The 18981-nt window shown below is 54.5% G+C and carries 14 protein-coding genes; 6 read left to right on the top strand and 8 right to left on the bottom strand.

The window, feature by feature from the left end; genetic code table 11:
• The first annotated feature begins 17 nt into the window (after window positions 1-17).
• On the top strand, window positions 18-704 hold the full coding sequence (locus ACR0D6_RS19430; RefSeq protein ID WP_480766731.1) for a GntR family transcriptional regulator: 687 nt from the start codon (window positions 18-20) through the stop codon (window positions 702-704).
• A gap of 359 nt (window positions 705-1063) precedes the next feature.
• Here the strand turns inward: ACR0D6_RS19430 and ACR0D6_RS19425 are convergent, their stop codons facing one another.
• Window positions 1064-2074: a sulfotransferase family 2 domain-containing protein gene (locus ACR0D6_RS19425; protein WP_480766730.1), complete on the bottom strand. Its 1011-nt coding sequence runs from the start codon at window positions 2072-2074 to the stop codon at window positions 1064-1066.
• Between the two features lie 753 nt (window positions 2075-2827).
• Here ACR0D6_RS19425 and ACR0D6_RS19420 point away from each other — a divergent pair.
• From ACR0D6_RS19420 to ACR0D6_RS19405, 4 genes are all read left to right on the top strand, one after another.
• Window positions 2828-3796: a TAXI family TRAP transporter solute-binding subunit gene (locus tag ACR0D6_RS19420; RefSeq protein WP_170655692.1), complete on the top strand. Its 969-nt coding sequence runs from the start codon at window positions 2828-2830 to the stop codon at window positions 3794-3796.
• A gap of 108 nt (window positions 3797-3904) precedes the next feature.
• The gene (locus ACR0D6_RS19415) at window positions 3905-6922 is read left to right on the top strand and encodes a TRAP transporter permease (protein WP_480766729.1); all 3018 of its coding nucleotides are present in this window, start codon (window positions 3905-3907) and stop codon (window positions 6920-6922) included.
• Window positions 6919-7350 (top strand): universal stress protein, encoded by a 432-nt coding sequence (locus tag ACR0D6_RS19410; RefSeq protein ID WP_170655688.1) that lies wholly within the window; start codon window positions 6919-6921, stop codon window positions 7348-7350. Before ACR0D6_RS19415 ends, ACR0D6_RS19410 begins: the two co-directional genes overlap by 4 nt.
• A 57-nt stretch (window positions 7351-7407) precedes the next feature.
• Entirely contained in the window at window positions 7408-8796 is a 1389-nt protein-coding gene (locus ACR0D6_RS19405; protein WP_480766728.1) for an alpha/beta fold hydrolase, read from the top strand.
• Between the two features lie 43 nt (window positions 8797-8839).
• On the opposite strand, the gene ACR0D6_RS19400 is transcribed toward ACR0D6_RS19405, so the two are convergent.
• Genes ACR0D6_RS19400 through ACR0D6_RS19390 form a run of 3 tightly spaced genes read right to left on the bottom strand, consistent with a single transcriptional unit; the run spans window position 8840 to window position 12925 of the window.
• Window positions 8840-9877 (bottom strand): lipocalin-like domain-containing protein, encoded by a 1038-nt coding sequence (locus tag ACR0D6_RS19400; protein WP_480766727.1) that lies wholly within the window; start codon window positions 9875-9877, stop codon window positions 8840-8842.
• A complete protein-coding gene (locus ACR0D6_RS19395; protein WP_480766726.1) occupies window positions 9867-12281 on the bottom strand; it encodes an ABC transporter permease in 2415 nt (804 codons plus the stop codon). The genes ACR0D6_RS19400 and ACR0D6_RS19395 overlap by 11 nt, the downstream gene beginning before the upstream one ends.
• Entirely contained in the window at window positions 12278-12925 is a 648-nt protein-coding gene (locus ACR0D6_RS19390; RefSeq protein WP_480766725.1) for an ABC transporter ATP-binding protein, read from the bottom strand. The genes ACR0D6_RS19395 and ACR0D6_RS19390 overlap by 4 nt, the downstream gene beginning before the upstream one ends.
• A 66-nt stretch (window positions 12926-12991) precedes the next feature.
• Here ACR0D6_RS19390 and ACR0D6_RS19385 point away from each other — a divergent pair, with 66 nt between their 5' ends.
• Window positions 12992-13549: a potassium channel family protein gene (locus ACR0D6_RS19385; protein ID WP_480766724.1), complete on the top strand. Its 558-nt coding sequence runs from the start codon at window positions 12992-12994 to the stop codon at window positions 13547-13549.
• Here ACR0D6_RS19385 and cls read toward each other — a convergent pair.
• From cls to ACR0D6_RS19365, 4 genes are all read right to left on the bottom strand, one after another.
• Window positions 13546-14958, bottom strand: a complete 1413-nt coding sequence (gene cls / locus ACR0D6_RS19380; protein ID WP_480766723.1) for a cardiolipin synthase — start codon at window positions 14956-14958, stop codon at window positions 13546-13548. The two genes, ACR0D6_RS19385 and cls, sit on opposite strands and share 4 nt — an antisense overlap.
• A gap of 22 nt (window positions 14959-14980) precedes the next feature.
• Window positions 14981-15955 (bottom strand): HAD family hydrolase, encoded by a 975-nt coding sequence (locus ACR0D6_RS19375; RefSeq protein ID WP_480766722.1) that lies wholly within the window; start codon window positions 15953-15955, stop codon window positions 14981-14983.
• A gap of 74 nt (window positions 15956-16029) precedes the next feature.
• Window positions 16030-17538 (bottom strand): arylsulfatase, encoded by a 1509-nt coding sequence (locus ACR0D6_RS19370; RefSeq protein WP_480766721.1) that lies wholly within the window; start codon window positions 17536-17538, stop codon window positions 16030-16032.
• A 334-nt stretch (window positions 17539-17872) separates the two neighbouring features.
• Window positions 17873-18979 (bottom strand): acetoin utilization protein AcuC, encoded by a 1107-nt coding sequence (locus ACR0D6_RS19365; protein WP_480766720.1) that lies wholly within the window; start codon window positions 18977-18979, stop codon window positions 17873-17875.
• Between the last annotated feature and the right edge of the window lie 2 nt (window positions 18980-18981).

Genomic DNA, 18981 nt, shown 5'->3' with positions numbered 1-18981 from the left:
AACGCAAAGGAGATCATATGCCCCTCTCTCAAAATACCACCGCAAGAGAAATCAAAAGTACGGCCGAAGCCATCCAGACCGAAGTTTTAAAGCGGATTTGTTTTCTGGAATACCCGCCAGGCGAACAACTGAAAGAGGCTGAACTGGCTGCTGAATTTGGCGTCAGCAGAACTCCGATACGCGATGCGATCAGCCGGATCAGTCATCTGGGGCTGGTGGAAACCCGTAATGGGGTGGGTACGGTCGTGGTCGCACTGTCAGCCACGCAAATCCGTCATGTTTATGACATGCGGCTGGAGCTTGCGCCGTTGATCGGCACCATGTCACCCCGCGTCATCACCGAGACAGATTGCGAGATCGGACAGACATTGCTGCAGGACGCGAAAGCGTTGTGCAATGCTTTCGATTCCCGGCGATACATCGAGGTCAATCATTGCCTGCATGTGCTGATCACCAGTCTGATCGGCAACGGTACGTTAAGGTCATTTTGGTGGCAGACCTATTGTCAGGCGGCCAGTACCTGGAATCGGGTCGGAAACCAAAGAGGCTCGGAAATGGCACTGGCGCTAGTAGCGGAACTTAGCGAGATCAACACCGCGCTGGACCTAGGCGATGTCACTGCCATCGGGTTTATACAGCGAACCCATATCGGATATGGCTACCAACGGATCAAAACCCACTTACTGTCGACTGAAGCGGAATGACGAGCCTTTGTCGTGTGGTCGATGTTATGATGGTATTGCCGAAAGACCACTACCGGTAACGGGAAGGGCCAAGGTGCGCTTTCGGATCCTTCAAGGACAAGCATTCCGGGCACATTCAGGGAACACCCGAGAGAGAACGGCTAACCAATTCTTCGGCGTTGCCCTCGGTGCAGGTCCTCTCTGCGGTCGTGACATGTGACTCTCTGATGGTCCATGTCCGTCAGCTTTACTGCGATCACGTCAAGACTTGGGCTGTTGCCAATAACGCCCGAAGTCAGAGCGCGGATGGATCAAAGACCAACAGTCGATTTTGAACACTCAGTTCAGGTTGATCAGCCGATTAGAATGCCATTTATTACTTACGAAAAACGCTTCAGGCGAAGTTTCGCGGCGTGACTTAGATTTTTCCAAGGGTATCTTTTTGCGTGGTCACGCTCTGCAGTCACTCTGTCACGCTCTGCCGCTGCCTTGTCACGCTCTGCCTTGGCTTGGTCACGCTCTGCGGTTGCTTTGTTGCGTTCTTCAGCAGCTTTGTTGCGCTGTGCTACAGCTATGTCACGCTCATTGGCAGTTTCTTCCTGCTTTTTGGAAATGGCTTGTACCAACTTCAACGCATCTTCGCTGAGGCGAACAAAAAACTGCTTCTTGGCGTAGTCATAGAGTTGATGATCCAACTTCGTTAGCCGGTTGAGTTCAGCTTCGATATCTTCAGTTATTTCATAGCGTTTAGTCGCCGAGGCTTCAGCTCCTGACGCTATCTTGCCAGCTTTCTTTGTGTTTGGGTTTACCTGGAGATGTTTCAACCTGTCCGGATGTTCTAAACCCAGCGATTGAAAAATTAGTGCAGCGGAAACATCGTAATACTCAAATATTCCTATTGCGCTTAACTTATCAACTTTGTCGAATGCGTTTTCGACTTTTTCGCTGTCCGACATGTCCTCGTAGGTTGCCCCTGACGGAGGCACGACAATTGCACGCGCCATTGTGTTGCACAAATTGTCGTCATCCTGGATCTCACGCAACCAAGTTAGAAGATCGTTCTTTTTGGCTCGTTTGGCGCGTTCTAAACCGCGTTCTTCTATGAAATCCCAACTAAGGGAACGATGGTAGTAGTAGGTGGAAAGCAGTCGATCCCTCGGGTTGCGAAAAATCGAAACTATATCCTGATCTCTAAGCGCTGCAGGTATCTCTGCCAGCTTATAATGCCCCGAGAAGAACTGGTATTTGGAAAGTTCACCATCCTCCAACGTCATCAGGTCATTGACCCGTTTTGGGCATACCTGAGCTGCGTCAAAGTGATTGGAAAGCATAGAAGTTAGACTTGTGCCACCCGTTTTGGGCAGGTGAAGAAAAATCAATTTTCGATGCATTGAGCGCTTTCATATTTCTGGCAATCTTCGGGGACGATAAGCACGTCTGCGCCGTATCTGTCAGAAAGTCGGTGCCAGAAGCAAGGCGCTTGGGCTAAAAATGCCGGTACCCGGCACAGAGTTGCCATCCCTTTTTGGCGGCGTACAAGGCGTGAATGGCACGGGTGCTCTAGCCACCATCAGTTTGCTTAACACCCGCAAAACTCAGAGCTTGAATATGGCGGTTGTTCCGTTGACATCGACACTTTCGATTTTGGATAGACTGACGTGCTTGAAGCTGCATTGAACGAACAGGAGTACCCATGTTCAGGCCGTCGTCTTGAAGCGAAACACGGCGATCGCGTTGTTTGTAAACGTCTCGGGATTGCGACGCTCTTTTGTTCACAAATCGTGTGGCAAAAGGAAAAAAGTGGCGCCACTGGCAGCAAAGCACTTCGTGCCTGAGTTGCGCGGGTAGTATGGTGTATTCCTGTTTGGCGCCTTGTTTTGATCCCTGTCAGGTCAGGTGGTTTCGGGGGGAATGTTCCTGCCTGTTCGTCAAATCTGCTTCTTTGGGCGGTCTGCGTCGGACCGAGCCTTGACAATGCAGGTATCTGAATGAAACCCTTGAACTGTCGGGAGAGAAAGGAATTTCAGGCGTTTGCGCCATTGAATGGTGCGCGTTTGATCTGTATTGGCCTCCATCTCGGATGGGCCGGACAGGTCGCCAAAGTCGTTCTTCCGTCCACTGAATAAATACCTGGGAGTACTTAAATGAAAAATAGCAGCAAGCTTAGCCTCGGCGCCATTGTAACGGCGGCGTTCATGGCACCGGCCGCTTACGCGGAAGAGTTCATCACCATCGGTACCGGCGGTGTAACCGGCGTTTATTATCCGACCGGTGGCGCTGTCTGCCGTCTGGTCAACAAGGGCCGCAAGGAACACGGCGTTCGCTGTTCGGTCGAATCGACAGGGGGATCTGTCTATAATATCAACACCATCCGCGAAGGTGAGCTGGAGTTTGGTGTGGCACAGTCCGACTGGCAGTTCCACGCGTATAACGGCTCGTCCAAGTTTCAGGATGCGGGCAAGTTCGAAGACCTGCGCGCAGTGTTCTCGATCCACCCCGAACCCTTTACCGTCGTAGCGCGTGCCGATTCCGGGATCACCACCTTTGATGACCTCAAGGGAAAGCGGGTGAATGTGGGCAACCCTGGTTCCGGTCAGCGCGGCACCATGGAAGTGGTGATGGGCATGAAAGAGTGGGGCATGCAGGACTTTGAGCTTGCAACCGAACTCAAGGCTGCCGAACAGTCCGCCGCTCTGTGCGACAACCAGATCGATGCCATGGTCTACACCGTTGGTCACCCGTCGGGTTCGATCCAGGAAGCAACCACTGCCTGTGACTCGGTTCTGGTCAGTGTTGAAGGTGCCGGAATTGATCGTCTGGTCGATGAAAACACGTTCTACCGCAAAGCCACCATCAAAGGCGGCACCTACCGTGGCAACCCGGACGACGTAAGCACATTTGGTGTCGGCGCAACTCTGGTGACTTCGGCGAATGTGTCGGACGAAGCGGTGTATACGCTGGTTTCCTCGGTCTTCGAAAACTTCGATGACTTCAAGAAATTGCACCCTGCGTTTGCCAACCTGACACCGGAAGAAATGATCAAGGATGGCCTTTCGGCCCCGCTGCACCCGGGTGCTGAAAAGTACTATCAAGAAAAAGGCTGGCTGAACTAAGCCACCCATTAAAACTCTGCGAGGCGCCCCCAAAGGGCGCCTCGTGGCAACCCGGTAAACCGGGGCACTAATGTCGGCACAACGGCCGCTGGACGGGGAGATACGTTGATGAGCACTGACCAACAGGGCAATCGTCCTTTATCCGAAGAGGAACTACAGGAACTGGTTGCGTCCTCGGACGCCGGTGCCCGTGACCCGGCTGGCATGGTTGGGCTAACGCTTGCGATCATCGCAGTGAGTTGGTCGCTTTTTCAGGTTACTCTCGCGTCTCCGTTGGCTAACTACCTTTTACCGGGTGCGGTAAGTAACAACTCACGTCTGATCCATCTGGCCTTTGCGCTTATGCTGGGTTTCATGGCCTATCCGGCCATGGGTCAGGAAAGCCGGAACTTTCTGAAGTTCTGGTTGAGTCATTTGGGCACTGCTCTGGGACTGGGTAGTTTTGCACTTGCCCTATTTATGGCGGTGTCTCCCGATCTTACCGCGCTTTTGGGTCTTCCTTCCGATCTCAGCCTTGGGGTGTGGGTGGCACTTTCGGCCGTCATTGCGATAGCGTTGATCGCCCCGACGTTTCTGAATGGTTCCGGAGAGCCAATGGCGCTGGAACGGGTATTTAGCGCGGTTGGTCTTTTGGCCGCGATCGCAACCCTGACTTACGGGGCCATGGCAATTTTGGTCCAGTACGCCACCGACAGCTTTTCAAGCACGGCGCAAGTGGCGTGCATTGTCATAGGCGTGGTAATCGGTGCGTTGATTGCGGGTAAGTATCTTCTAAGGGAAAAATACGACGGCAGCGGTTTCATTCCGGTTCAAGACTGGGTTCTTTGCGGGGCAGGGGTGTTCTCGGCGCTGTATGGCTTTTTGTTCTATGAGAAAATTGTTGATAGCGGTGGATTGGCCGACGATGTCGACAAGTTTTTTGCACTTGCAGGCTTGTTGATCCTGTTCGAAGCGGCGCGCCGTGCCCTGGGTCCTGCAATGGCGATCATTGCCACCATTTTCCTCGCCTACGTATTCTTTGGGTCTTCTGAATGGGTTCCTGACGTCATTCGTTGGAAAGGCGCGAGCCTGCAAAAGGCGATGAGCCATATGTGGATCACCTCCGAAGGTGTTTTCGGCATCGCTTTGGGAGTATCAACCAAGTTCGTTTTCCTGTTCGTCCTGTTCGGCGCATTGCTGGAAAAGGCAGGGGCAGGGAATTACTTCATCAAAATGGCGTTCGGCGCTTTGGGTCACCTGCGTGGTGGTCCGGCGAAGGCTGCTGTGGTGGGTTCGGCTGCAACCGGCCTGATCTCAGGCTCATCGATTGCAAACGTGGTTACAACCGGCACCTTCACCATCCCGCTCATGAAGCGCGTGGGCTTTACCAGTGAACAGGCCGGATCGGTCGAGGTTGCATCCTCGGTCAACGGTCAGATCATGCCGCCGGTGATGGGCGCCGCGGCCTTCTTGATGGTGGAATACGTTGGCATCTCCTACGTCGAGGTGATCACGCATGCCTTCCTGCCCGCCGCGATTTCTTACATCGCGCTGGTTTATATCGTTCACCTGGAGGCGGTAAAGCGGAACATGCCGACGCTGGGGGATCGAGAAGTTCACCTGGCCCGGACAATCGTGGGAATGTTGTCGTTCTTCGTTGTATTCGCAGGACTTTGCTACAGCTCTCAGTTCCCTGTCGAAGCAATCACGCAATGGGCGCCATCGCAGGCGGGGCTGATCCTCAGTGCGATTGTCTGCATCGTCTATGTCGCGTTGGTGTACCTCGCCGCGCAGGTGCCGGACCTTGAGCCCGATGATCCGAATGCCAAGGAAGTTTCCCTGCCGATTATCAAGGACATTTACAAGGCTGGCCTGCATTATCTGCTGCCGATTATCGTTTTGGTCTACTTCCTGATGATCGAACAGAAATCGCCGGGTCTGTCTGCCTTTTGGGCAACCGCGCTGCTGTTTGTGATCCTGCTGACCCAAAAACCGCTCAAGGCTGTGTTTCGTGGTCAAAGCAACATGGCTGCGACCTTTATGGAAGGCGTAAGCGATCTGTGGCATGGCCTGATTGTTGGTGCACGGAACATGATCGGCATTGCTCTTGCAACGGCAACCGCTGGGGTGATCGTTGGTACGGTGACCCTGACCGGTGTCGGACAAGTGATGGCCAATCTGGTTGAATTCCTTTCCGGTGGCAATTTGATCCTGATGCTGGTGATGGTTGGCCTGCTCAGCCTTATTCTGGGCATGGGGCTGCCGACGACAGCAAACTATATCGTCGTAAGCTCGCTGATGGCGGGTGTTGTTGTCGAGCTTGGTGCGCAGGACGGCCTGATCGTTCCGTTGATCGCCGTGCATCTGTTCGTTTTCTACTTTGGCATCATGGCGGACGTTACGCCCCCTGTCGGATTGGCAAGTTTTGCGGCCGCTGCTGTGTCAGGTGGCGATGCGATCAGAACAGGTTTCACAGCGTTCTTCTATTCGCTGCGGACCGTCGCGCTGCCATTCGTGTTCATCTTTAACACCGACCTGTTGTTGATCGATGTCACCTGGGTTGAGGGCATAATCGTAGCCATCTCGGCAACGATCGCGATCCTTGTCTTTACCGCCGGAACAATGGGTTATTTCATTTCGCGCAGCCGTATCTATGAAAGCGTCGCGTTGATCCTGGTGGCCTTTGCCCTGTTCCGACCGGATTTCTTAATGAACTATGTGTCGCCTCCCTTTAATAACGTAGCGCCTGCCCAACTGGTGCAAACGGTAGGAGAAGCGTCACCGGGTGACGAAATCCGCATTGTCGCCAGCGGACCCGATTTTGATACCGGTGAAATGGTTGATACTACTGTCGTTCTGACCGTGGGCTCCGAGGAAGGCGGTCAGGCACGTGTTGACGCCATGGGTCTGCTGTTGATCGAAGAAGATGGCATGGTCAAGCTGGATGAGCCGATGTTTGGCACACCGGTGTCGGATGACATGGACATCTTTGACTACTATGGGGATGAACCGGTTCAGCTCACTTCTGTCAGCGTGCCTGCAAGTCAGCCGCCGAAAGAGCTGATGTTCATTCCGGCGTTGATCCTTCTTGGCCTCATCGCCTTTCTGCAACGCGGCCGCGCCGCCAGACAAGAGGTTCCCGCATGACAAATTCAGTTCTCTGTGCAGTTGACCTCAGCAACGGTGATCACGACGCGGCGGTCCTGCGGCAGGCAGCAAAGCTTGCCGAGCTTGAAGGGGCGCAACTGGATGTTGTGACGGTTTTGCCGGATTTCGGTGAAAGCTGGGTGTCCGGGTTCTTTGAACCCGGGTTCCACGAAAACGCAGTTAAGGAAGCACAGGCAAACCTACTGCGCCTTTGCGTTTCGACCCTGGGCGAGGAAAAAAATGCGTCGGTCCGGCATGTCGTGGCAACAGGAACGGCCTATCAGGAGATCCTGAACACGGCTGAGAATGCAGGTAGTGATCTGATTGTTATCGGGGCGCACAAACCTGAATTCAGGGATTACCTTCTGGGCCCGAATGCCGCTCGCGTCGTTCGCCACTCCACGGTTTCCGTCTACGTGGTTCGATAACGCACCGGTCTCGCGAGGTCGGCACAATTCTGCTATTGTGCGACCGGGGGAGACGAGATGGAACGTCGTTTGGCCGCCGTAATGGCATCCGATATGGTCGGGTACTCCAGGCTGATGGAACTGGATGACGAAGCTACCCTTGCGCGGCAAAAACGCCACCGCAAGGAACTGATCGACCCATCAATCGCGACCAACCGGGGCCGGATCGTAAAGACCACCGGCGATGGCCTTTTGGCCGAATTCCATTCGGCGCAGGATGCCGTGCGTTGCGCCGTGGATATCCAGTCCCAAATGAGTGAACGCGAATCCGAGCAAGCGGATGACCGCAGGATCAAGTACCGGGTCGGCATCAATCTGGGTGATGTGATTTTCGACGAATCCGACATGTTCGGAGATGGCGTCAATGTTGCCGCTCGCCTTGAAGGATTGGCGCAGCCCGGCGGTGTGTGCATCTCGGACATCGTTCATCAGACGGTTCAAGGCCGTTACGCCGATGATTTTCGTGATCTTGGAAGTCAAAGGGTCAAAAACATCACGCGGCCCATTCGGGTCTGGCAATGGGCACCCGAACAGCCAAGAGAACGCCCCAGATCGCATCTAGCGCACAACCAACAGATCGAATTCTGCACCTCAGCGGACGGGACACACATTGCCTTTGCGAGTGTTGGACAAGGATTTCCAGTGTTTAGGGCGCCGCACTGGCTGAACCACATCGAGTATGAATGGCAAAGCCCTTTCATGTCTCCGTTTCTGACCCGGTTTGCCGAAAACCATCGCTTTGTCCGTTTCGATCAACGCGGCAACGGTTTGTCCGATTGGGACGTCGACCGAATAGATGCCGATGCCATGATCGAGGATATGGAAGCTGTGGTTCAAGCTGCTGGCCTGGAAAAGTTCGCCCTGTTCGGTATCAGTCAGGGGGCGGCGTTTTCCATCAGCTACGCCCATAAACACCCCGAGCAGGTTGCCTGCCTGATTTTGTTCGGCGGGTACGCGCAGGGACGCCTTATGCGGAAGGACCCTGAGGAAGTTAAATTATACGATGCAGCAAGGCTTATGATCCGCGAGGGGTGGGGATCGGACACTCCAATTTACCGAAACTTTTTCACCTCAGCCTTTTTGCCGGATGCGCCGATTTCCGTGCAGGAGAGTTTTGATGAGTTGCAACGTGTAACTGTCACCGCAGAAAACGCGGGTAAGATCTATGAAATGAATGGAAAAATAGATGTGCGGACGCTGGCATCCGAACTGAAAGTGCCCACAATGGTCTTGCATTTCACCGGAGATCGCGTGGCCCCACTGTACCAAGGGCAATTGCTGGCAAGACTTATCCCCGGTGCGCGGTTCGTAGAACTGCCGGGCAACAATCACGTTGCCATCGAAGGGCAGCCGGGCTTCGAATTGTATTTTGAAGCGGTGGAACCATTTATCAGCGAAAATTCGTAAATACTGTACCAAATTAATAGGATGCGATGCGTTAACGTACCTGTCATTGATACCCTGTCATTTCCAGATATCCGCGACCGAGATGACTGCCGGATACCTCGACAGGACCTTCCCAATAAGAAAAGGTTGTTCCCATCCATGCATCGGGGTTCATCGCCTGTACCTCTATATCGAGGTCTCTTTCAAGTAGGTTGATCCGCCATTTGATTGGAATGTCACGATCGGCAACTGAAGCGGATTGCAATGGTGTAAACGAAATTGCCTTATCGGGCAGGGCGGTTGTGGTGCCATCTCTGGCAATCCAAGTGGCCGAGGTAAAATCTCCACGCCCGCCGCGCAGGCGAAATGCCATCAGGCGCTCGCCAGTGTCGAAGTTGAGCGAAAACCAATCCCATCCGGTCTGATCCTCAGCCAAAGGCTGCGACGACCACTCCCGATCAAGCCAGGCCTCGCCGGACACTGAAACTTCGCCATCAGGCAGATTAAGGGTTCCGGTCACGGAATAAGCAGGCTGTGAATAGTAAAAACTTGCCTGTCCCTCGGCGGATTTGACCGAATAGCCAGCGTCACCATGAAAGACCAGTGGTCCTTGGGCCTGTAGGCTCAGGTCGTATCCAAATTCCTGCCCTCTAGCCGTCAGATGGATGGTGTTGATGTCAGGGCCTTTCATATGCCACTCGTCTATCCATGCGGCAAACGGGGTGGCTTTGACACCAGCTTGACCGATGCCACCACGGGCGAGGCGTTCGTCAAAGTAATGTTCGGTTGGTGTCGTAACCGCAGCATGCCCCATCCACAACTGTGGGCTTTGCCAGCCTTCCTGATCAAAGGGCTTCAACGCCGACCGAAAAAGGGTCCATTGAATGCCATAGTCGTTCCCATCCTCATCCTCCAACGTGGCAGTCACGTACCACCATTCAATCCGAAACGGTGGATGCGGGCCATGATCGGCGGGAAACTGGAACTCGTAACCCGCGTAAGGGACGTCAAAACCTTCTGCGTCTCCGCCCAACCCCGCAAACCCCTGAGCCAGAGCGGCACAAGGCGCCAAAAGAAAGGTAAGAAGCAGCTTAACGTTCATTGGCAAACACTTTCAGCAAATCAGCTGGCGGCAACCGACGCAGCCGCAAGGCGGGCAGAGCCGCCGCTATTGCCGCTGCAAGCAACGTCAGCAGCAGCAAGCGAACCCAGTCCATGGGGAACAGGTGCATAGGAAGCCGCCATCCAAATGCCTCGACGTTTATGACCACAAGCAAAACCCAAGCGAGAACAAGGCCCAAAGGCAGCGCAAGGCAACAGGTCAGTGCGGCAAGCAACACGCTGCGCAGAATTTCCAGTGTTGCAAGCCGACTTCGGGTCATTCCCAGCGCCCAGACCGGCGCTACCTGCGGTAAGCGCTGTGTCCAAAGTGTAAGCAGGCTAGTCAGAATGGCAAAACCAGCAACACCCAGTGTCAGTATGTTCAGGGCCGAGGTCACCACGAATGTCTTCTCGAAGATGGATAACGATTGCGCTTTCATGGCGGCCTGATGAACCACAGCCCGATCAGGGAGTTCGAATTGTTCACGTAGAGATCGGGCAAGATCGGTGGCCCGGTCCGGGGAAACGCGAATCCCAAACCGGCGATGAGGGCTATTTGGGAAATGCGCGGTAAACTGATCCATCGACACGATAGCCTGCCCGGTTGGGTTGCCATAATCCGAATAGACCCCGGTGACCACCAACTGCCAGTCGGGAGACAGCGAAATTGATGAGCCCGGCCAAAGATCGGCCCTGCGCGCCAGTTGTTCATTGATTAGAATAGCGTTGCCTGAGGCCACCTTGTCCCAAGCATCAGGATCTGCCGCTATCAAGGGCCATTTTTCCCGATAAGTCTGATCGTCAACAACTCCGTACAAAAACAACGGTCCTGTCTCATGGCTCAATTCAACCCGCCTTATTGGCAGCACCGCATCCACCTGTGGACTTAACCACTGGGTGATTTCCAAGTCTTGCTGGTCGTTTACTGCAGTAACATAGAGCTCGGATGTCAGTCGCTGATCCAGCCAACCGGTGAATGTCAGGCGGAAACTTGATACCATGGTTCCGACGCCGATATTGGCCGCCAAGGCGAGAAGCAAAGCCATAAGAGCAAGCGACAGCCCGGGTAGTTGGGCAAGCATATCCGCCCATATCCATTGAGAAACAGGGCTTTGCGCGCGCGTTTTAAAGCCTCGTAGAAAGGTCGAAAGCACAAGGGGCAGTAACAATGCCGCGCCAGTCAGAATTCCACCAAGCATGAGGAAGCCCGGAACAAGGCCGCCAAAGCTCCAAAAGACCAAGATACCAGCCCCTATCAGCAGCAGGCCCAGATAGCCGGGCAGAGGGTTTGCAGTACCGCTGGAACTCCATGCCTGCACCCCAGGGCTTGCCAGTAGCGGCATCTTGGCTAAACGCCACAGGGATTGGCCACTTGCAAGCAGAGTACCACCCACGGCCATCAATAAACCCGCGGCCACCCAAGTCGGCCGGAGGGCGAGTTGCCCGTCAATCGGGGCGCCGTACAGCCCCCGCAGGGTTGCTGCTACATCCGGCAGCAACCCTCCGGCGATGAAATAGCCCAATAGCAATCCCAACACGCCGCCGATTAATGCCAATAACGTCAATTCTCCAAGGATCAGCCAGATCAGCAGACGCAGCGGAAGGCCAAGTGCGCGAAGGGTGCGGATCATGCCGCGGCGCTGCGCGAAGGCAAGGCCGACCGTTCCGTGAACGATGAATAGACCAACAGCAAATGACAGTAGACCAAATGCAGAAAGGTTCAGGTGAAAGCTGTCTGTCAGTTGCGCTGTGTCCATCTGCGATGATGCAGTGATCCGTTCCAGGTCAGGGGCGATTTCCGCCAAAGGCGGAATCCCCATGGGCTGGGTCGGCAGTACGACAAGACGAGATATCTGGCCGGGCTTGGCCAGCAACTTTTCTGCGACACCGATATCCGTTAGGATCAGATCAGGGGGGAGAGACTCTGACGCAGTGACCGGTGGTAAATCTTCCTGATCGCCAAGTACCGAAACCAGATCAGGACGGACCAGTAATCGACCCGGAGGTGTCAGGATGTCCAATGGGGCAGGCGGTGTATCGCCCTGATCGGCCTGGGTCATTGCCGGTAATGCCGGATAAGCAATCATATCGACGCCCATCAGGCGCAAGGTGCGATCTCCGACCCTGAACGGGCCCTCCAGTACTGCCGCGACCTGCCACCCGGCTCGGCGAAGATCGATATATCTTTCCAGCGGGAGATGGCCGTTTTGGTCGCGCAACTCGTCGAACTGACCGATGGCAAGCTGGGCGTTAGCGCGGGCATAGCTGGCGCGGGCCTCGGCATTTATTGCCTGAACGGCAGACCAAAGGCCGGTGGCAAGTGCGATGCCGATAAGCAGTGTGGCCAGTTGCAGAATATGCGCCCGCCAATGCGACAGCAAAACCTGCAACGCCGGGCCGATCATGAGATCTTTCCGCCAGCCAGATGTGCGTGCCGGTCCAGTTGTCCGGCAATTTCACTTGAATGCGTGACCAGCAGCAGCGCGACACCTGCATCCCGCACCAGTTCCAGCATCAGCTTCATCACGACGCCACTTGCGGTTTCGTCGAGATTGCCGGTTGGTTCATCCGCCAAAAGAAGCTTGGGTTTTGCTGCCATCGCCCGCCCGATTGCGACCCGTTGTTGCTGGCCGCCCGACAGATGTTCAGGATAACGGTCGCCCAATTCGGAAAGGCCAAGCCGTTGCGCCAGCTCATCCGTCCATTCGGCGTCAAAGCCCCCGGCCAACCGCGCATGAAAAGACAGGTTCTGCGATACGGTCAGCGAAGGGATCAGGTTGTATTGCTGAAACACCAACGCGACGGTGCGGCGGCGCAGATCGGCCCGTCCGGAATCCCCCAGACCGGACAAACGAATACCGTCCAGCAGGATTTCACCCTGATCAAAACTGTCCAACGCCCCTGTAAGGTTAAGAAGGGTGCTCTTGCCGCTGCCGCTTTCACCAGTAAGGGCCAGTGTCTGGCCGTGATCCAGATTTAGGGACACGTCCTTAAGAACCGGTCTGCCGCCGGGATAGGACTTAGTAACTTGATTTATCTCTAAAAGCATTCTGACGTTCACCTTGCGCCTGACACAATGTGCAGCCGCCGCGCGCTGTGTCCAGTAGAGACATGTGTGGTATTGCCATTCGTCGCAGGGCAGGGCAGTGGAACGCACGTGCAGGGGTTGCCCCTAACGTGGCTGCGGTTCATTCTGGCCGGGCAATTGGTGCGCTTTTGGGAACCGGGGTTTCGTGACATGACGTTGTCGCAGCAGATTTTTTGGGGCAGCGTCTATCTGGGCCTTTGTTTCCTGATTGAAATTGGCCTTTTGACATGGTGCACCATCATGATCCGCCGTCTGCTGGACAGATGGGAAGACAAAGGGCAGGTCCTGAGAACGGCCGGTCCGGTTTGCATGGCATTGGCGTTCATTGTTGCGACGCACACCATACAGGTCTGGATCTGGGCGATTGTCTGGGTTTTGGGCGATGTGCTGCCAGATTGGAACTCTGCGCTGTACTTCTCGCTCGTTACATTCACTACCTTGGGGTATGGCGATATCGTTCTGGGGGAAGGGTTACGCATTTTTGGTGCATTTGCTTCGGTTACGGGCCTGTTGGCCTTTGGTCTTTCTACCGCCTACATGGTTGCCCTGATGACCCGCGTGTTCGAAGAGCGGTTTCTGTCCTAAAGGATCGGGGCAAAAAGGCGCGCGATGGGCGCCCCATGCCGAATATAGGCCGGTTGTTGATGAAGAGAGCGCACAAGCTCATAGCTTGAGTTGAAATCGTCTTGCAGCATCTGACTGATTGCAACTGCGGCTTCTTCATCAAAAAACAGGGCCATTGCTTCGAAATTGAGCCTGAAGGAACGATTGTCCAGATTGGTGGTGCCAACCGCACCCAGGGTTTCATCCACGACAAAAACCTTCTGGTGCATGAAACCGTCTGTATAGCGAAAGACCTTGGCGCCACAGTCCCGGATTTCGTCGAAATAGGCAAAAGCAGCCAGCCATGGAATACGGTGGTCGATGACTTCGGGCACCAGAATGCGAACATCGACGCCGCGTAGCGCTGCGTGCTGCAAGGCCGTCATGATGTCGAGATCTGGAATGAAATAGGGCGACGCAATCCAGATCCGTTCCTTTGCCGCCGCAATGGCGGAAAAAAACATCATCGCACCGGTTTCCGTGTCATCCCCCGGTCCCGTTGCAACCAGCAGGGCATTCATGTCCCGTTCTGCGTCAGAACCATTCCAGTCAACCAGATCAATCAGGTCTTCATTCCGGGCCCAATGCCAGTCCTCGGCAAAGATAAGCTGCAACTGTCGAACAATCGGGCCGTGCAGTTGAACATGAGTATCGCGCCAAGGCCCAAATTTGGGGTTTTGTCCCAGATACTCAACGCCAACATTGTGTCCGCCGATAAAGCCGATCTCTCCGTCAACCACCACGGTTTTGCGGTGATTGCGATAGTTGAGTTGGAACCTGAAATTCGGTCCTCTCTGATCCCGCGGATCAGCGACATCAATCCCGTTTTGGCGCATCCGGTCAAAGTAGTCATTGGACAGGCCATAGCTGCCAACACCATCCGTCATAAAGCGTACGTGCACGCCCCGTTTCGAAGCGGCGATCAGACGGTCCTGAAGTTCCACGCCCAATTCATCGTCGCGAATAATGTAAAACTGAATCAGGATGTATTTTGTAGCCCCATCTATAGCGTCGAAAATGGCCTGAAAGGTCGCTTCGCCATCGATCAAAAGATGGGCGTCATTCCCACGGGAAACGGGCAGATGGGCCAGGGCTTCGAAAGGGCGGGGGTTTATCCGCATCGTAGCTGGGTCAGGTTTTGCTATATCGGCAAAGTTCTTGATCCCTTCGACAACCCGCTCGCTTTCTTTGCGGGCAATTCGATAGCCGCGGAATCGATGATGGCCGAGGAACAGATATAGCGGCACCGCAAACAGAGGCGCGGATAAAAGAAATACCACCCACCCAACCGATCCCTGCGGCGTCCTTGAAGTCTGAGCGGCGCGCACCGAGCAAAAGAGGGCAGAGCCATAAAGCCCAATAACAAAAGCTGAAACGAGGGTGGTCCACATGATGGCCCGGCTTCCTGAATGATTACTTCGAGCCAGTGTAGATGCGTGACCAGTCTTTCTCCATATCTATGATCAACCAACCCATCCCGGGGCCTTTATCCAACCCGTCAACGAGGCGTCCAACGGCACTTTCCCTATCATAGGCCCATTCACGATCTTCATCGGTGTGGTGCACCAAAAGCCCCAGACGAGGCCCTTCTCCGGCGGTTGTCCATTCGAGCATCGCAAAATCCCCGTCTGAATTGCCGCCTGCCAATATGGGGCGCTTTCCTATGGTGCGCTCAATATTGATCGGCTTGCCTTCCTTGTCATCCACAAATGCAATGCCCGGAGTCTTGCTGATGGTCGGCACACCGTCGATCAGTGAATAGGTGCTGTTGGCGTAGGTTCCGAGAACCTGCTCGGGTGGAATGCCATACGCCCTTTCTGCAAATACACGCATGAAATGCACGCCGCCGCCCGAGACGATATAGGTCTTGAACCCTTCGTCGCGCAGGTATCGCAACAACTCGGCCATTGGCTGGTAAGTCATCTGATCGTAGGCCAGATCTGTTTCACCGTGACGAGAGATTTGAAGCCATTCTGAAACTGATTGCTGGAACTCGTCAACGGTCATACCCGCATGAGAGGCGTTGACCACCTCCAGCAGGGCCACCATTCCACCTGCCGCAATCGCTTCTAAATCGCCCTTGGAGGCGGCTTCGAGTGCGGGGCTTGTCACGATTGAAGGATCTTCCTGTGCCAGTTGGGCAACCTGATCCATGGCATAGATAAGCTGAAAATACACAGGCTTCTCGGCCCACAATGTCCCGTCGTTGTCAAAAACCGCGATGCGGTCAGCCGGAGTCACATAATCTGGCGAGTCTGCATCTGTGACAGTTTCAACGAATTCAATGATCCGGGATTTGGTTTCAGTCTCATTCCACGAGGGCAGGGGATCGCCAGCTGCGGCGGATGCGGCAAAGAGTGCTGCCAGACAAATGCTTGCAATTTTCATAAAAACGCCTCCGGCAAAATGCCAGCGAGGGCCGCAACGTGCTTTTGCGGCCCTCGTCGATTTTATCAACAGGATCAATCGCCAATCGGCGACAGCATTTTTTCCATCACCTGTTCCAGATTAAAGCTGGCGGCCTTCTGGCGAGGAGGAAACTCCTGGAATGTCGCAAGGAAGTTGCCGACATATGCCTGTGCGGGAACCAGGAAGTAGGCCCGATCCAACAGCCAGTCATAGTAGGTGTTGGAGGTGCGATAGGCCCGTTCATACGGGTCCCGGCGCAGGTTGATCATCAGCGGAATGCGCAGTTCCGTCCACGGTTCCATCCACGCCCGCAATGTGCCCCACGCCTTTTGCTCAAGGAAAATCAGCTTCCAGTCGTCATAGCGCAGCGCGGTCATGTCGCCATCATCAGAAAAATAGAAGATTTCCTTGCGCGGGCCTTCTTCGACCTCACCCTTGAAATAGGGCAGGAAGTTATAGCCATCCAGATGCACCTTGTATTCGCGCCCGATGGCTTGAACACCGCCCTGTTTCAATTCCTCTTTGATGTTGTCGCGGCCAACTGCGGCCAGATAGGTGGGTAGCCAGTCCATGTGGTGCATGATCTCGTTCGAAACCGAACCGGGCTCGATCACGCCGGGCCAGCGGACCATGGACGGAACGCGCCATCCTCCTTCCCAGTTGGTATTCTTTTCACCCCAGAACGGAGTCATCGCCGCATCCGGCCACGTGTTCATATGAGGTCCGTTGTCGGTCGAATAGTGAACGATGGTGTTGTCGGCGATACCCAACTCGTCCAGCAGGTCGAGCAACTGGCCAACATGCATGTCGTGCTCGATCATGCCGTCTGTGTACTCGTCATTGCCCCGATGGCGCCGATCATCGGCCACGTGGGTGCGAAAATGCATCCGGGTTCCGTTCCACCAGACATAAAATGGCTGACCCTGTTCGTGGGAGCGTTTGATAAAATCGATAGCGGCGACAACGGTTTCGTCGTCAACGGTTTCCATACGCTTTTTGGTCAACGGTCCGGTGTCTTCGATGCTTCCATCCGCCGAAGATTTGATAACCCCGCGCGGCCCGTATGCTTCACGAAAGGTCCGACCGTCTGCCAGAACGGCATCTCCCGGATAATCTTCGTTCTCGGGTTCTTCTTCGGCGTTCAAGTGGTACAGATTGCCGAAAAACTCATCAAAACCGTGGTTTGTCGGCAAATGCTCATCTTTGTCACCGAGGTGGTTCTTACCAAACTGGCCGGTAACGTACCCCTCGGCCTTCAACAGTCCGGCAATGGTGGGATCTTCTTCCTGCATTCCAAGCTCTGCGCCCGGCAGGCCGACTTTGGACAGGCCTGTACGGAATACAGATTGCCCCATGATATACGAGGAGCGCCCTGCGGTGCAGGACTGTTCACCGTAATAATCGGTGAAAATCATGCCGTCTTTGGCAATGCGATCTATGTTGGGCGTATGGTAGCCCATAAGGCCCATTGTGTAGGCCGAGATGTTGGATTGGCCGATATCATCACCCCAAATGACGAGGATGTTCGGTTTTTGCTCCTGCGCAATAGCTGGCAGTGCCATGACTGCCGTAACGGACAGTGCCGCCAATCTTCGAAAATAAGAGCGCCAACGTGGCAATGACGGAAACGTTTCTGGCATAAGTCTCTCCTTGTAATTGCGCCGACCAAGCCGCCGCCGGATGGTCTGTTTTGAGAACCGAAGGCACGTCGAATTAAAGCAGCCTTCGTAAGAGATTGATTTTACGCGAATTAGATTAGGTGGGTCTGCGGTGGGAAGTTAACGGTTATAATCCAGTACGTGATCGGAAAACTATCAGATCAAAATATTATTAGAAACGGATGTTTGAGAAATCGTCAAAAATTAATTTACTAGAAAGGCCTTTGTTATTCCGCTGTCAAATCCGAGTAGCGAGTTTAGCAATGTTGCTCACCAACTCATGATCGATTGACCCACTATTCACCACATCCCGCAGCGTCGTAAGCCAGTGGTCGGGCGGGTTGCGGCCGGCGGCTCGGGTCCATTGTAAATTTTTCAGAACCGACTGCGCCTGAAGTGGCAGTACGTCAGGTATTTCTTGATGGCATAGTGTAGCCCAGACACCGGCCCAAAGCCGGGCAACGGACCACGGATTGTACCCACCCCCACCCAGAACCAGAATCCTTGGTGAAAGCGCGCGTAATTCAGCAACAGCTCGCCAATGAGAAGTGTTAGAGAGTGCGAGGCGCGACAAAGGGTCTTCGAAGACAGCATCCGCCCCGCATTGGAGCACGATGGCATCCGGGCAAAACGCCTCGGTTGCGGGCAGGATCAGCCGATCCAATATCAATCTGAACTCGTCGTCGTTCAGGTTGCGATGCACTGGCAGGTTAAATGCCGAACCACCGGCACGATCCTCCAGAGCGCCCGAAAACGGCCAGCGTTTTCCCTCATGGACCGAAATCATTCGTACACATTCCGAACCATGAAAGGCGGCTTCGACCCCATCACTGTGATGGGCGTCTATGTCGATGTAAACGACGCGTTGAATGCCTTGATTCAACAGGGTTTTGATCGCCAGAACTGGATCGTTGAGATAGCAAAAGCCATTTGCCCGGTCAGGCATACCGTGATGGGTTCCGCCTGCCGGATTAAAGACCACACCACCTCTGGCCAAAAGTTCAGCCCCAAGAATGGAACCGCCCGCAGCGGTGGCCGGACGCCGATACATTTCCGTGAAAACCGGGTTTGATATTGTGCCCAACCCGTGCCGGCGCCGTATTTCAGGTGAAACTTTTTGGGATTTTTCGGCTTGCAGCAGCGCCGAGATATATTCGGGTGTGTGAAATGCCTCTAGCGCTCTGGGTTTTGCGCGCGGACTTGTGCGGTAATTGTCCTGCGTCAGCCAGCCCATAGCCCGGCAAAGGTCGATTACCGTGGACACACGTGGAATCGCCAGAGGGTGTTTGGAACCATAGGTCGAATGCCGATAGATTTCCGAACCTATGAACAGCGGCGCCTGCACTG

This window comes from Ruegeria sp. BJ6 (assembly GCF_056537885.1).
Note: the sequence above shows the minus strand (reverse complement) of the source record. Positions and strands in the feature narration are given on the sequence as shown.

What these genes read in the sequence shown, in the direction of transcription:
- ACR0D6_RS19420 (WP_170655692.1), top strand. Translation starts at nt 2,828, where the DNA reads ATGAAAAATAGCAGCAAGCTTAGCCTCGGCGCCATTGTAACGGCGGCG.
- ACR0D6_RS19375 (WP_480766722.1), bottom strand. Translation starts at nt 15,955, where the DNA reads ATGAAAATTGCAAGCATTTGTCTGGCAGCACTCTTTGCCGCATCCGCC.
- ACR0D6_RS19430 (WP_480766731.1), top strand. Translation starts at nt 18, where the DNA reads ATGCCCCTCTCTCAAAATACCACCGCAAGAGAAATCAAAAGTACGGCC.
- cls (WP_480766723.1), bottom strand. Translation starts at nt 14,958, where the DNA reads ATGTGGACCACCCTCGTTTCAGCTTTTGTTATTGGGCTTTATGGCTCT.
- ACR0D6_RS19425 (WP_480766730.1), bottom strand. Translation starts at nt 2,074, where the DNA reads ATGCATCGAAAATTGATTTTTCTTCACCTGCCCAAAACGGGTGGCACA.
- ACR0D6_RS19395 (WP_480766726.1), bottom strand. Translation starts at nt 12,281, where the DNA reads ATGATCGGCCCGGCGTTGCAGGTTTTGCTGTCGCATTGGCGGGCGCAT.
- ACR0D6_RS19410 (WP_170655688.1), top strand. Translation starts at nt 6,919, where the DNA reads ATGACAAATTCAGTTCTCTGTGCAGTTGACCTCAGCAACGGTGATCAC.
- ACR0D6_RS19415 (WP_480766729.1), top strand. Translation starts at nt 3,905, where the DNA reads ATGAGCACTGACCAACAGGGCAATCGTCCTTTATCCGAAGAGGAACTA.
- ACR0D6_RS19370 (WP_480766721.1), bottom strand. Translation starts at nt 17,538, where the DNA reads ATGGCACTGCCAGCTATTGCGCAGGAGCAAAAACCGAACATCCTCGTC.
- ACR0D6_RS19390 (WP_480766725.1), bottom strand. Translation starts at nt 12,925, where the DNA reads ATGCTTTTAGAGATAAATCAAGTTACTAAGTCCTATCCCGGCGGCAGA.
- ACR0D6_RS19405 (WP_480766728.1), top strand. Translation starts at nt 7,408, where the DNA reads ATGGAACGTCGTTTGGCCGCCGTAATGGCATCCGATATGGTCGGGTAC.
- ACR0D6_RS19400 (WP_480766727.1), bottom strand. Translation starts at nt 9,877, where the DNA reads ATGAACGTTAAGCTGCTTCTTACCTTTCTTTTGGCGCCTTGTGCCGCT.